Annotated in this window: 10 protein-coding genes; 1 reads left to right on the top strand and 9 read right to left on the bottom strand. The window is 63.1% G+C overall.

From position 1 onward, the window contains the following. Window positions 1-18 precede the first annotated feature (18 nt). The 9 genes from CDA09_RS07710 to CDA09_RS07670 form a co-directional block, all read right to left on the bottom strand. Window positions 19-2,598, bottom strand: a complete 2,580-nt coding sequence (locus CDA09_RS07710) for an EAL domain-containing protein (protein WP_121428082.1) — start codon at window positions 2,596-2,598, stop codon at window positions 19-21. After that, window positions 2,595-3,503, bottom strand: a complete 909-nt coding sequence (locus CDA09_RS07705; protein ID WP_121428081.1) for an ATP-binding protein — start codon at window positions 3,501-3,503, stop codon at window positions 2,595-2,597. Before CDA09_RS07705 ends, CDA09_RS07710 begins: the two co-directional genes overlap by 4 nt. Before the next feature lie 20 nt (window positions 3,504-3,523). Then, window positions 3,524-5,764: an ATPase, T2SS/T4P/T4SS family gene (locus tag CDA09_RS07700; protein ID WP_121428080.1), complete on the bottom strand. Its 2,241-nt coding sequence runs from the start codon at window positions 5,762-5,764 to the stop codon at window positions 3,524-3,526. A gap of 6 nt (window positions 5,765-5,770) precedes the next feature. Beyond that, the gene (locus CDA09_RS07695) at window positions 5,771-6,958 is read right to left on the bottom strand and encodes a sensor histidine kinase (protein WP_121428079.1); all 1,188 of its coding nucleotides are present in this window, start codon (window positions 6,956-6,958) and stop codon (window positions 5,771-5,773) included. After that, window positions 6,955-7,608, bottom strand: a complete 654-nt coding sequence (locus CDA09_RS07690) for a GTP-binding protein (protein ID WP_121428078.1) — start codon at window positions 7,606-7,608, stop codon at window positions 6,955-6,957. Before CDA09_RS07690 ends, CDA09_RS07695 begins: the two co-directional genes overlap by 4 nt. Further along, window positions 7,608-8,204, bottom strand: coding sequence for a response regulator (locus CDA09_RS07685; RefSeq protein WP_121428077.1), 597 nt, complete (start codon window positions 8,202-8,204; stop codon window positions 7,608-7,610). The genes CDA09_RS07690 and CDA09_RS07685 overlap by 1 nt, the downstream gene beginning before the upstream one ends. A 29-nt stretch (window positions 8,205-8,233) precedes the next feature. Then, entirely contained in the window at window positions 8,234-9,559 is a 1,326-nt protein-coding gene (gene nosR, locus CDA09_RS07680; protein ID WP_121428076.1) for a response regulator c-di-GMP phosphodiesterase, NosR family, read from the bottom strand. Between the two features lie 286 nt (window positions 9,560-9,845). Next, window positions 9,846-11,534 carry a PAS domain-containing sensor histidine kinase gene (locus CDA09_RS07675; protein WP_121428075.1) on the bottom strand — a complete coding sequence of 563 codons (1,689 nt, stop codon included), beginning with the start codon at window positions 11,532-11,534 and terminating at the stop codon, window positions 9,846-9,848. Continuing rightward, a complete protein-coding gene (locus CDA09_RS07670) occupies window positions 11,531-12,910 on the bottom strand; it encodes a cyclic di-GMP phosphodiesterase (protein WP_286164411.1) in 1,380 nt (459 codons plus the stop codon). Before CDA09_RS07670 ends, CDA09_RS07675 begins: the two co-directional genes overlap by 4 nt. A gap of 232 nt (window positions 12,911-13,142) precedes the next feature. On the opposite strand from CDA09_RS07670, the gene CDA09_RS07665 reads away from it, so the two are divergent. After that, a complete protein-coding gene (locus CDA09_RS07665; RefSeq protein ID WP_128106540.1) occupies window positions 13,143-13,811 on the top strand; it encodes a hypothetical protein in 669 nt (222 codons plus the stop codon). Window positions 13,812-13,822: the final 11 nt, after the last annotated feature.

The raw sequence follows: 13,822 nt of genomic DNA, 5'->3' as shown, positions 1-13,822 counted from the left end.
CGCACTGCGGAGGCGCGTCTAGCGGCCCGGCGCGAGGCCGTTCGTGACGCCGGCAGCGCGCGGCGCCAATACCGCCTCGTAGTAGCTGAACGCATCGCGAACGTGCTCGCGCAACGCATTGTCGTCCCAGGGCTTCGTCAGGAACTTGTACAAGGCGCCGGTGTTGACCGCCTGCATGATCGATTCCAACTCCGTGTAACCGGACAACACGATGCGCACCGTACTCGGGTGGAGCACCTTGACGCGGCCGAGAAACTCGGTCCCGTTCATTTCGGGCATTCGCTGATCGGACAGAATGACCTGCACGGGCTCCCCGGCGAGGATCTCCAGGGCCTCCCGTGCGCTACCCGCCGTCAGCACGCGATAGCCCTCGCCCCGCAGCAATCGCCGGATCGAGGAAAGGATGTTGGGCTCGTCGTCGACGAGCAGAAGGGTTCGCGTATCGGTTACCGGAGTCATGGCGGGCAGACAAATCTCCTGATGAACGAGTTCGCAAAAATCGTCGGCCGGCAGCGGTTTGCTGAAAAGATAGCCCTGCATCTTGTCGCACCGGTTTCTCCGCAAATAGCTCAGTTGCGGCTCCGTTTCTACTCCTTCGGCAACGACATCGATACCCATGCGGTGCGCGAGCCCGATCACCGACGTGGCAATGATGGCCGAACTCGGATCGGAGACGATGTTGGTGACGAAGGAACGGTCGATTTTCAGTTGATCGATGGGAAAGCGGCTCAGGTAACCGAGACTCGAATACCCCGTGCCGAAATCATCGAGCGACAGTCTGACGCCCAATCGTTTCAATTTCGTCAAGCGCTTCACCGTCTCCTCGGGACGCTCCATCAGCATGCCCTCGGTCAGTTCGAGCATCAGCAGGTCGGGCCGGACGCCGTGGCGAGACAGCGCACTCGCGACAATCGCTTCGAGGTCGTCGCCGCGGAACTGCCGCGGCGAAACGTTGACCGCGACGCCGACCTCGCCGAGTCCGGCATCCGCCCACGCGCGCATCTGGCGACACGCCTCGTCGATTACCCACGCCCCCAGCGGCACGATCAGACCGCTGCGCTCGGCCTGGGGAATGAACTGCAACGGGGGCACCAGACCGTGGTCGGGGCGCTGCCACCGCACGAGCGCTTCCGCGCCGCACACGCGGCCGCTGAAGATGTCGACCTTGGGCTGATAATGCAGCACGAATTCGCCGCGCTCGAGGGCGCGCCGCAGCGCACCCTCGAGTTCCAGCGCGTTCAATGCCTGGGTATTCAGCTCACTGGTGTAATAGCTGAAATGGTTTCCCCCGAGCGCCTTCGCCTGATGTACCGCCGTGTTCGCCTTATCCAGCAACGCCGCCGCCGCGGCGCCGTCCTCGGGGCATACGCTGATACCGATACACGCGGTAACGTAAATTTCGGCCCCGTCGACGAGGGTGAATGGAGGCTCCAGAAGCGACTGCATCTCACGCGCCATCCGCTCGGCGTCACGGAAATCAGCCAGCCCCTCCATCGCAATGGCAAACTGATCGCCGGCCAGGCGCGCGAGGGTATCCTCACTGCGTAAACGTTTGCGCAGGCGCCGCGCTACTTCCTGCAGCAACTGGTCGCCGGCGGCATGGCCCAGGCTGTCATTCACGTTCTTGAACCGGTCGAGATCGAGGACAAGAACCGCCAGGCAGAACCCATGACGCTTCGCCCGTTCGAGCGCGTGCTCGAGGCGCAACTCGAGCAAGACCCGGTTGGGCAACTCGGTGAGCACATCGAAGTGGGCCAGCCAACGCAACTTTTCCTCGCTGCGCTTGAGTTCGGACAGGTCGCTGGCCACCGCGACATAGTGTGCCGGCCGGCCGGCCGCGTCACGCACGGTGCTGATGGACAACCACTGCGGAAACACCTCCCCATCCTTGCGCCGGTTCCATATTTCCCCCTCCCAGCAACCGGTCCTGGCGACCGAATCCCACATCGCCCGAAAGAAGGCCTGATCGTGGCGTCCGGAACGCAGGACGTTGGGATTCCGTCCGAGAACCTCCGCCTCGGTGTATCCGCTCATGCGGGTAAAGGCGGGGTTGACGGCGAGGATTCGAGGGCCGGGATCGGAAATCAGCACCGCCTCGCAACTGTTCTCGAGGGCGACACCGTAAAGACGCAGGCGCTCCTGTGCGTCGTGCTCGGCGGTGATGTCGTTCCAGGAGCCTATGATCTGCAACGGCGAGTCCTCGCCGGCAGGGGCGAGCACGCGCTGCTGATCGCGTATCCAGCGAATCGCGCCGCTCCGGTCACGAAACCGGTACTCGGTGACAAGGCTGCCTTCGGAGAGCAGGCGGGGCACAAGTGCGAGCACCCGACCAAGATCGTCCGGATGGACATGTGATGGCCACCAATCCGGCTGGAGGCATTCCTCCAGCGGATACCCCATCAGCCGAACGATATTTTCGCTGACCCAGGTCGGCACGAATCTCTCGCCTTCCGCGCGCAGCGTATATACGACTGCCGGACTGGCCGCGAGCATGTGCGCCAAGCGGTCGGTCAACGCCCCTTCAAGAACCGGATCGCGCTGTAGCGGCGTCTTTGGGCGGTTTTTTTCGGGACTTTCCGGCGTCCACTCAGGCGTCATTGCGTCAAATGCCCGCCTTGCTCGGACGCGTCTCCGGTGGGGAGAGTCATGCGGAACGTCGTTCCTTCTCCGACGGTGCTGGTCAGAATCAGATTGCCGCCGTGGCGCTGGACGATATCATGCGAAATGGATAGTCCGAGCCCCGTTCCCTTGCCGATCGGCTTGGTGGTAAAGAAGGGTTCGAAGACGCGGGCCTGGATCTCGGGGGGAATCCCCTTGCCGGTGTCGCAAATTTCGACCCACACATGGTCCGCCTTCGCACCGGTTCGCAAGGTAATGATTCCGGCCGCGTCGATGGCCTGGGCGGCATTGACGAGCAGGTTCATGAACACCTGGCTGATCTGGGCCGGAACGCAGCTGACGAGCGGAAGCTCACCGAACTCACGGACGATTTCCGCCTTGTACTTGATCTCGTTGCGTATGACGTTGAGGGTGCTCTCCAGACAGCGATGCAGGTCCGTCACTTCGCGCTGCCCGTCATCGATACGCGAAAAGTCCTTGAGGTCATTGATGATCCCCTTGACGCGCGCAAGCCCCTCGATCGATTCGCTCAGAAGATCGGGAATGTCCTGCCGGAGATATCCCAGTTCGGCATCCCGGCAAAGCGCGGCCACCTCGAGCCGGGCGGGATGTTCCGCGGGCAGTTCCCGCTCCAGCCTCTCGTACGCATCGAGGATCGCGAACAGCCGTTCGATGTAGTTTTGCAGGGAGCCCAGGTTCGAACTCACGAAACCGACCGGATTGTTGATCTCGTGAGCGATTCCGGCCGCAAGCTGCCCCACCGCCGCCAGCTTCTCGGACTGGAGAAGCTGCCCCTCCGTCTGCCTGAGCCGCTCGAGCAACTGCCGCTCGTCGAGGGCGTTACCGCTCGATGACTGCAAGGTCTGCGCGCTCCCAACATTCATTTTGCGACGTCTCCTATTCGCTATTCGGGTTCCGGGCCGAGCACCCGCAGCACTTCCGCGATCGTGGTGTCGCCGCGGGCCACCTTGCTCCAGGCATCGTCCCAGAGCGACTCGTGCCCACCTGCACGGGCATGCGCGGCGAGCTCTTTCGTACTGGCGCCGCGGGCGATCAGGTCGCGCATCACTTCGTCAGGCAGCAGAATTTCATAAAGCCCCAACCGGCCTCGATAGCCGGTTCCGTCGCACTCGGCACACCCGGCACCGATATAAGTCGGCGGCGGAGTGTCGCGGAAACGCGGACCGAGCCGGGCCAGCGTCGCCGTGTCGGGCGCGAGATCACGGCGGCAGTGACGGCAGATCCGCCGCACCAGGCGCTGGGCGATGACCCCTTCGAGTGCGCTCGCGATGATGAACGGCTTGAGTCCGACGTCGAGCAGCCGTGCAATCGTGGCCATCGCCGAATTGGTGTGGAGGGTCGATAGCACCTGATGGCCGGTCAGCGCCGCATGGAAGGCGACTTCGGCGGTCTCGAGGTCGCGGATCTCGCCGATCAGGAGAACATCGGGGTCCTGGCGCAGGATCGAGCGCAAGACCACGGGGAAGGTGAGCCCGATCTTTTCCTTCACGAGGACTTGCCCGGCATTGTCGAGGTAGTACTCGACCGGATCCTCGATCGTGATGTAGTTCTTGGCAGGCGATGCATTGGCCTGCAGAAGCGAATACAGCGTCGTGGTCTTGCCACTGCCGGTCGGTCCGGTTGCCAGGAGCAGGCCCTGGGGTTTATCGACCATGACGCGCACCTTGGCCAGCCCGCTTTCGCCAAATCCCAATCCGGCAAGACTCAGCACCGCCGAGTTGCGATCGAGAATCCGCATGACCACCTTTTCGCCGTTGATGGTCGGCAAAGTGGAGATCCGCAGATCGACGATGCGCAGGGGCGATTTCACCGTCAGCCGCCCGTCCTGCGGGCGGCGACGCTCCGAGATGTCGAGCTCCGCCATGATCTTGAGGCGTGACACCAGGGGACCGTGCAACGCATGCGGGATCTGGATCTTGTCCTGCAGGACACCGTCGATCCGCAAGCGCACGACGACGTTCTTGGTTCGCGGCTGGATGTGGATATCCGAGGCGCCGAGCCGCATGGCTTCGAGAATGATCGCATTGACCAGGCGAATCGCAGGCGGATCGTTGGTTGACGCCAGCAGCTCGTCCAACGGAACGTCCTCGACGTCGTCGATCACGACCTCGATTCCCTCGTAGGGATCGACGCTGCCCACCATCGTCGCCAGATCGCGGATATCCACGCCTTCGCCGCGATCCCCGTACAACTCGGCAATCTTTGCGCGGATCGCAGCAGTGTCGGCCATCACGACCTTGAGGTCGAGCCCGGCCGTAAACCGGACGTCGTCGATGAGGCCGGAATCCATCGGGTCTGCCACCGCCAGCAGCAGCCTCCGTCCTTCGAGCTTGAGCGGCACCACCAGCTGCTTTTCGCAGAACCCTCGCGGGATCAACTCGGCGACCGCCGCATCGACGCGGAATTCGCCGAGCGAAACCTCCTCGACGAGCAGATCCTCGCGGAGGATCTTGCGCAGGCTCTTCTCGCTCACCCATCCGCGATCCAGGAGAAGCTTGATCAGCGGTTCCTTCTGCAGCCCCTGCTGGCGCGTGAGTTCCTGCACCTGCGCACTGGTGAGCAGGTTCTTTTTGTGCAGCATCATCCCCAGCTGGCTGCGGTTTGACACCGCCAGGCGCGAGAGGGCCGAGATCTCCTTCGATTTCTTGGCGTTTTCCTGGGTTAATGCACGGTTCTTCTGAACGAGATCGAACTGCTCGAGCGCAAGCGAGACGGTGACACGCAGGTCATCGTCATTCCACGGCTTGAGGATGAACTTGTAGACGGCCCCCTCGTTGATGGCGCCCATGACCGCGCCCGTATCCGCATGGCCGGTAAGCATGATGCGGATCGCATCGGGATAGAGCGTCTTGACCTGTTTGAGCAGTTCCGCACCGTTCATGCCCGGCATCATGTAGTCACTGATGACCACCTGAACGGGTGCGTCGCGCATCTGTGCCAACGCCTCGCTGCCGTTGCTCGCCGTGACGATTTCATACGCCTCGGCGCGGAACGTGCGCGCGAGCGCCTTCAGGATCGCGGGTTCATCATCCACGATCAACAGGCGGTAACGCGCCGCAGGTGCCGCCCCGCTACTCGCGGGGGCCTCGCTCTTGCCGGTGAAGTAGGCGGCGTAATTGGTCATGTGCGGTCACACCGGGAGATTGACGGTAACGCGGGTTCCGCCCTGCGGCGGGCAGATCACCGATACCGTTCCGCTATGCGCGAGTATTATGTCACGAGCAACGGTCAGGCCAAGCCCCGTACCGCTGCCAACACCGCGGGTCGTGAAAAAGGGATCGAAAATGCGCGCCCGGATCTCCGGTGGGATCCCCGGCCCCGAGTCCGAGATCTCCACCGAGATCACCCCCTCCTCCGTTCGGGTATGCACGGTTACGATGCCGCCCGCCGCCACCGCCTGCAGGGCGTTCTGGAGAATGTTGAGGAAGGCCTGATTGAGGTGTCCGGGCAGGCATAACAACGGCGGCAAGGGCGAAAAATCCGTGCTCAAGGTTACTGCGTCGGGCTTCTGGCCCACCAGCACCGACATCAGGGTTTCGAGCTGCGCATTAAGGTTCACCACCTGCTCTTCGGGCTGGTCTACGCTCGAAAAACCCTTCAGATCCTTCACGATTCTCGCAATGCGGTCGATGCCGACCCGTGAATCGGTCAGCAGTTCGGCAAAATCCGTGAACACGAAATCGAGATCACGCGCTTCCCAGACAGTCGACGGGACGACGGCACGCAAATCCTCCAGACCTTTCAGATAACGTTCGGCCGCAGACAGGTTGCTGCCGATGAAGCCGAGTGGATTGTTGATCTCGTGCGCGACCCCGGCAGCGAGTTGTCCGATCGAGGCGAGACGTTCGGCCTGGTAGAGCTGGAGCTGGCGTTCGTCGATGACCTTGATCTGCTCCTTGACCTTGGCGTCGAGCGTGGCGGCAAGATCGCGATACTTGGCCTCGGACGCCTTCAGTGCTTCGTTCTGCTGCTGCAGCTTGGCGTAATCGGCGCGCACCGCCTCGAGATGCAGATCGGAAACCATGCGCAGCCGGGCGCGCGACAACAACCCCCAGCGCACCATGCGCGCGGCATCCGCGAGCGCGGCTGCGGGGCAGGCCGCGGCGAGAAACCCGACGGGCTCCAGTTCGAGAACGAGCGGCACGCGTTCGCCGCCGGGAGGCGGCGCCATGGCCCCGAACGGCTCTCCCCGCTCATCGAGGATCGCCACGGGCGTTCCAAGCAATCCCGAAAGCGTGCGGCACAGGTCGTCGGCGTCGCGCGTGCCGAGAAGTTCGCCGAGCGAGAAGTCACGGTCAAAACCGGCCGCTTCTGTCATGCCTGTCCGCCTCCCGCTGCCGTGACGAAGGACTGCTCGTCGAGTCCGTGCCGGCTCTCCAGTTCGAGTTCATCGGCATAGCGCCGCCAGACGCCGTGCAGCAGTTCGGTGAAGGTCTCGCGGACACCGCGCCCGTCGATCGCAGACGCGAGCTGCAGCGGCCAGGGCGCGCCGGCGTAGCGTTCCCCGATCTCCTCCTCGGACAGGATGTCCGGAAGATCGCGCTTGTTGAATTGCACCACCAGCGGCAGGTGCTCGAAATCCAGGCCGACCCGCGCGACGTTCTCTGCGAGGTTCTGGAACGATTCGCCATTGTTGGTCGCCTGCGTGCGCTGCGAGTCGGCGACGAACACCACCCCGTCCGCACGCGACAAGACGGCCTTGCGCGTACCGTCGTGAGCGACCTGTCCGGGAACGGTGAAGAGGCGCAACCGGATGGTGAGTCCCGACGCGGTGCGGAACCCCAGGGGAAGGAGGTCGAAAAACAGCGTGCGGTCATGCTGTGTTTCGAGAGTCATCAGTTCGCCCTTCATTTGTGCGCCGGCGAGGTCGTGCAGTTGCATCAGGTTGGTCGTCTTGCCGCCCTGCGCCGGCCCGTAATACACAAGCTTGAAGGTGACGCGATTCGCCTCGCGCTCGAATTCCGGCATCAACGCCCCCCCGGCTTCCAGTCGTCGGGAATCGGTTCGTCAAGCAGCGATTCGTCGAGAAGGACCGATCCATCCGGCCCCCATTTCACGTCGGTGATGCCGGGCTCCTCGGCCTCGAGGCGGTTGCGTTCCAGCTGCTGTGGCGAAAGCGCGCCCAGCGCCAGGCGCGCCTCATCCGCGAGCCGCTGGTTTTCCAGCGTGAGATCGCGCAGCGCGAGGGCCTGCGCGATGGCCGCGACCAATTCGTAGTCGTTCCACGGTTTCGAGAGGAAACGGCTGATCCCCGCGTCATTGATGGCGCCGATGAGTCCATTGAGGTCGGCGTAGCCGGACAGGATCAGGCGGGCGCAATGCGGTTGCAACTCGCGGAACGCCTTCAGGAACTGCACGCCATCCATGTCGGGCATGCGGTAGTCCGAAAGAACCAGATCGTAGGCGGTGTGGCGGGCCTTCTCGAGTGCCTGTTTCGGCACGCTGAAGCAATCCACGACGATCTTGAAATGCTTGTCCCCGACCACGCAGGGCGTGAGCATCAGCAAGCGGCGCAAGGCCTTGAGGATGGACTCTTCGTCATCGACGATCAGAATACGGCTCATGGGGTCCTCCGATATCTGCGCAATCGGCGTCATGTCCCTTCGGGCACGACGCGCGTGTCTAAACGGATTTGTAGTACCAGCGCCGGCGCGTCCCGGCGCGCGTAGTCCTGAATCTGCCGTATCAGGTTGGCATCGAGTATGTAGTCCGCGGCCAGCAGCAGCACCCCGTCGCGGCCGACGAGATCGCGTGCGAGAACCATACCCGATCGCAGGTCGGCGGGGCGCACTTCCTGCCCCCGGTTCGGATCCGCCTTCGGACGGCCGAGCATTTCGAGCAATGCGTCGACAATCTGGGAGTCATAGCGTTTGCCGCGCGACTGGACGAGCATTGCCTTCGCCTCGTCGGCGCTCAGCCGCCTGTCGGCAAGGGTGCCTTGCTGGAGCCCGTCGTAATCGCTGGCCACCGCGAGAATGCGCGCACCGAGGGGTATCGCCAAACCGGCCAGACCGTCAGGGAAGCCCTTCCCGTCGAAGCGCTCGTGGTGGAGCCGGACCAGTCGTGCGGCCTCCTTCAGTTCGTCGAGCGGCATCAGCGCCGACTCGCCGGCGACCGGGTGCTTGCGATACAGCGCGCGTTCCTCGCCGTTCATCCGCACTACGGGGCGGTTAAGGAGCGCATCGGGAAACCCGATCTTGCCGATATCATGCAACAGGCCCGCGAGGAAGATGTCCTGCAGCGCTTTCCCTTCGATCTCCAGGTGCTGGGCGATGCGCCGCGCGAGGTCGGCTACCCGGCGGGAGTGCCCCGCCATCGCGCCCCCACGCAGCTCCATGAGGCCCGTGAACATCTTGATGGAGACGACGAAATTCTGTTTCAGCTTGTCGTTTGCGATCTTGAGGGAGCCGTTGGCCTCTTCGAGTTCCGCGGTGCGTTCACGCACCCGCAGTTCGAGGCTCGCGTTGAGCTCCCGCAGCGCGTCGTTCTGCTGCTGCGTCAGGGCGAGCAGGTGGGCGTTCTCGCGCTGCAGCCGACGACGCTCGAGAGCATCGCGGATGGTCAGCGTGAGTTCGTTGTCATCCCACGGTTTCGCGACGTAGCGGTAGATTTCGCCGCGGTTGATCGCGGCGATGGTCGAGTCCATGTCGGCGTAGCCGGTAAGCAGCATCCGCGTCACCTCGGGCCAGCGTGCCCGTACCTGCTCGAGGAACTTCGCGCCATCCATTTCGGGCATCCGCATGTCCGAAATGACCAGATCGACCGGTTCGCGCTCCAGCAGTTCGAGGCCGGCGCGACCACTTCCGGCCGAGTGGATCGTGTAGCCGGCAGGTCGCAGAAGCCGCCGCAACGCAGACAGGATGCTCGGCTCGTCGTCGACCAGCAGGAGGGAAGCGGACGTCTTTGTCGTATCGTTCATGATGCACAGGGAAAGCCAGGACTTCCGGCTAGACCGGAACCCACCGCACACGTAACCCGGGGATGCTCCCATCACCCATTTCGCACATTACCGGAATCCCCCTGCTGCACGCCACACCCAGGCGGAGAACCGCACCGGACGGGCGTCTACGGTAGCAGACTTGCGTGCTCGTATGGATTCTGTATTCTCGCGCCGAACGTGCTGCTGGTCGAGTGCGGAGGGGACGGTGGCACCTGCGGGCGGTCCCGCCCGGCGACAGGGTCCGAACCGTCGTCTGCCCGGGCACTCACTTCACCTCGCACGGCTCATCGGTGAAAGCACGCGGCAGGACCACGCGAAACACGGTTCCCTTGCCAAGTTCGCTCTTGACGTCGATGTGTCCGTGGTGGCGGCTGACGATCCCGTATGACACGGACAAACCAAGGCCCGTGCCCTTGCCCACGGCCTTGGTGGTGAAAAACGGTTCGAAAATCCGGCTGAGATGCTCCGGCCGGATTCCCTTGCCGGTATCTTCGACTTCCACCCAGACATGGGTTTCATCGTATCCGGTGCGCAGCGCGATCCGCCCGTGGTCCTCGATGGCATGAGCTGCATTCACCAGGAGGTTCATGAAGACCTGGTTGAGTTGCGAAGGGAAGCATTCGATCCGGGGAAGCTGCGCGTATTCCTTGACCACATCGGCCTTGTACTTGATCTCGTTCCAGACGACATTCAGCGTGCTCTCCAGGCCGGCTTCCAGATTCGCCAATTCGCGTTCGGCCTTGTCGACATGCGAGAAGTCCTTGAGGTCCTGCACGATGCGCTTGACGCGCTGCAGTCCGTCGAGCGATTCGTTCAGGAGGTCGCCAATGTCGTCGCGCAGGTACCCTGCATCGATTTCCCGTTTGATGCGTGAGATCTCGTCGAGCTGTTCGACAGTCAGGGCTGGCTCGATCTGTTCGTATGCGGAAAGCAAACGGAGCAGGTCTTCCGCGTAGCGCTGCAGCGTCCCGAGGTTCGAATTCACGAACCCGACCGGATTGTTGATTTCATGGGCGACGCCGGCTGCGAGCTGGCCGATCGATGCCAACTTTTCGGACTGAAGAAGCTGGTTGTGCGCCTCTTCGAGCTTGCGAATCAGGGTCTGCTGGTGCAGCTTCTCGGCCTGCAAGGTGACATTCGCATTCTCCAACTGGGCAGTGCGCTCGCGCACGCGATCTTCCAGACGGTCGCGCGATTCGCGCAGGGTCTCTTCTGAGCGAATGCGCTCCGTGATGTCGCTGTAGCCGAACACCCGCCCCACGATCCGTTCACCGATGTATTGCGGATGGGATTTGCACTCGAACACGCGGCCGTCGGTCAATCGCAGCAGATCCTCGGTCTCGGCGGTGTCGACGGTTGCGCGCAGGCGAGCCCGACACAGGTCCGGCTCCACTACCCGTCCGGCAATGAACTCGAGAATTGCCGCATCGTTCCGCTCCAGCAGCAATTCTTCAGGAATTTCCCACATGCCGCTAAACAGCCGATTCATGTTGGTGATGCTTCCCTGCCAGTCGATCACGAGGATTCCGTTACCGGTCGATTCGAGCGTCGCCCGCAGTTGGGATAGCGTCTGCTCGAGCGTCTGCTCGAGCGTGTCCTCGACCTTGCGTTCGTACCGCGTGTCGCGCGCGAGCACCAGCATCAGGGGGCGCCCCTCGTGGGTGACGATCCGAACCGATTTCACCACCGTCAACATCGTACCGTCCGCGCAGCGATACAGCCCTTCCTGTCCTTCGATCTCCTGATGCTGCCCGTTGTGTGCATCTTCCCAATAGAAGACATCCGGCAATGAGCTTTCGATGTCGGTAATGGACATGGCGAGAAGATCCGCGCGCGAATAGCCCAGCGTCCGGGTTACGAGCTGGTTGCCCATCATGATTCGCAGCGAGTCCGGGTCCACCAGGAGCTTCATCTGCGCGCTGTGGTCCAGCATCAATTCGGCGAGGCTGCTCATCCGGCCACCGTATCCTGTCCAGGTTGTCCTGCATCGAAATAGTAGCTGACGCGCCTGCGCGGGCTCAGGTAGTTGTAGATTTCGAGCGGCACCTGCGCCGGGCGGATGGCCTTCGCAATATTCAGGTCCTGCTCGCGCGCCAGATCCGCCAGCATCGCTTCCTCTTTGGGAATGTTCGCGTCGTAGATCACGATGACAGGCTTCATCGGCTTGGCGGTATTGACCGTGGCCACCATCGCGATCACTCCGTTGGACAACTGCACGATGGTTCCGGGCGGGTAGACCCCGAGGCACCGTATGAACGCCTGCAGCATGCGCGGATCGAATTTCGCACGCAACCTTGCAAACATTGTCGAAAGCGCCTCATGCGGCGTCAATGCCGCCGCGACATCCACCGGATTGCACAACTCATCGTAGTAATTCGCCACGGAAACAATGCGCGGAAGTATTCCAATTGCGTCACCTTCGAGCCCGGACGGGTAACCGCTGCCATCAAAAAGCTCGTGGTGCTCACGGATGATGCCCAAAGCCGATTTCGAAAGCTGCAAGCGCCGACCGAGTTCCACGCCATAGTGACAGTGCATCTCATAAAGCTTTCGCTCTGCCGGCGCAAGCGGCTCGGTCTTCAGCAGGATCCTGTCCGGGATCTCCTTGCGTCCGATGTCGTGCAGCAACGCCCCCAGACCCAGTGCCCCGAGTGCCTCCTGAGGAACGCGAATATCCCGGGCGATCATCATCGACAGCATCGTGACATTGAGGGAATGAAAATAGAGTTCCTCACCGCCAGTCCGATCGCCCATCACGTGGATGGCCAGTTCCGGCGCGCACAGAATTGAATCCGCAATCTGGGTCACGAGCTGCGTCGCATGCTCGACAGCTTCCTTCGGGCTCGAATACAGGTTCTTCTCGATGTCGTGGATGGCCTTCGCAGCACTGACGAATGCATGCTCCACGCGCGCGGCAGCCTCGCGCTGAATCCGGATGCGCTCGACGAGCGCACGTTTCGCCGCAAGCGCTGGCGCGACAGCCGATTCGACGACCTGGGGGGCTGCTGCAGCGGCGGCATCCGCCGGCGCGTCGGGGCCGGGGGATTCTGGCGGGGGCGTCACCGGCGCCTCGACCGCGGACGGCTGCCGCGCCGTCGTGTCGCTCAGCGCCGGGTTATACCGGACGCTGTTCAGGCCCAGACTACGGATCTCGCAGATCTGCTCTTCGGACTTGATCTTGAACTGGCTGAAAGCAAAGGGATGCTGAAACCAGTCGAGATCGAGCATGACATATAAACCGACCCGCAACTGATCCATCGTAACGGTATTATTTTCGGGCATGGATGATTCGAAATCGATCTGTATGGATGACCGAACGGCCGGGAACATGCGAATGCCCCCGGCGCAGGCACGTCAGGCCGATCACGGCCGCGCCCGGCTCGACCTGCCTATGCTAACAGCACCTCGCATGACACCTCCACAGGAGTCGATGCAGCATGGCGCGGATCGCGCCGGGGTCGGCGTCGTGGCCGAAGATCTGCCTGCCTGCGCCCGTGCCGCGAACCGGCCACAGTGCCGTTCCCATGATATGTTAATCGCCGCCCATCACGAGGATGACCCGATGCAGACCCGTTTTCCGTGGCCGCTCCTTCCGGCCGTCGCCATTGCGCTGCTCGTCTCCGCCTGCGGCGTTGCGCCCACGGCCCCGACGGCCTCCACTGCCGAACGCGAAGGCGAGCGCTTCGCCTATCGTGGCGGCGAAGTCGCCGTCGCGCCACGCGGCGACAATTGCGAACTGACGCTGCGCGGCACGCTCGCGCCGGCGGCCGTCTCCTCGCTGACGCTCGCGCACGAGGCGCTGTCGAAGCGCTCCTGCCGCAGCAAATGGGTCGTGCTCGACATCGCGGACGGCAGCGTCGGCGCGGCGATCACGGTGGGCTCGATGCTGCGCAACCGCGGCTACAACACGCGCATCGCGCCGGGAAGCGCCTGCCACACGCCCTGCCTGCTCGTCTTCGCGGCGGGTGCGGAACGCGAGATTCCTGCCGGCGCCCCGTCTGCGCGCCTCGGCTTCTCGCAGATTCCGCCCGACGAGGATTTCGGCAAGACCGGCTGCGAAACCGAACTCGACAATCGCCAGCTCCTCAACCTCGCACGCTACCTGCGCGCGATGCTGCCCGGCACATCCGCCGACTACATGCTGCAGAGGATCCGCGCGACGGACTGCCGCAGCGTGCGTGAGCTGCCGGCACGGGAGGCCGTCACGGCAGGACTCGCGACAAAGGGCTAAAAAGGGGGAGA

Origin of the sequence: Azoarcus sp. DN11 (assembly GCF_003628555.1) — a bacterium.
Lineage (GTDB): Bacteria > Pseudomonadota > Gammaproteobacteria > Burkholderiales > Rhodocyclaceae > Aromatoleum.
The sequence above is the reverse complement of the archived record's forward strand: the minus strand, read 5'-3'. Positions and strand labels throughout refer to the sequence as shown.

Coding starts and splice junctions, on each gene's coding strand:
- CDA09_RS07710 (WP_121428082.1), bottom strand. CDS start 2,598: ATGACGCCTGAGTGGACGCCGGAAAGTCCCGAAAAAAACCGCCCAAAG.
- CDA09_RS07705 (WP_121428081.1), bottom strand. CDS start 3,503: ATGAATGTTGGGAGCGCGCAGACCTTGCAGTCATCGAGCGGTAACGCC.
- CDA09_RS07700 (WP_121428080.1), bottom strand. CDS start 5,764: ATGACCAATTACGCCGCCTACTTCACCGGCAAGAGCGAGGCCCCCGCG.
- CDA09_RS07695 (WP_121428079.1), bottom strand. CDS start 6,958: ATGACAGAAGCGGCCGGTTTTGACCGTGACTTCTCGCTCGGCGAACTT.
- CDA09_RS07690 (WP_121428078.1), bottom strand. CDS start 7,608: ATGCCGGAATTCGAGCGCGAGGCGAATCGCGTCACCTTCAAGCTTGTG.
- CDA09_RS07685 (WP_121428077.1), bottom strand. CDS start 8,204: ATGAGCCGTATTCTGATCGTCGATGACGAAGAGTCCATCCTCAAGGCC.
- nosR (WP_121428076.1), bottom strand. CDS start 9,559: ATGAACGATACGACAAAGACGTCCGCTTCCCTCCTGCTGGTCGACGAC.
- CDA09_RS07675 (WP_121428075.1), bottom strand. CDS start 11,534: ATGAGCAGCCTCGCCGAATTGATGCTGGACCACAGCGCGCAGATGAAG.
- CDA09_RS07670 (WP_286164411.1), bottom strand. CDS start 12,910: ATGTTCCCGGCCGTTCGGTCATCCATACAGATCGATTTCGAATCATCC.
- CDA09_RS07665 (WP_128106540.1), top strand. CDS start 13,143: ATGCAGACCCGTTTTCCGTGGCCGCTCCTTCCGGCCGTCGCCATTGCG.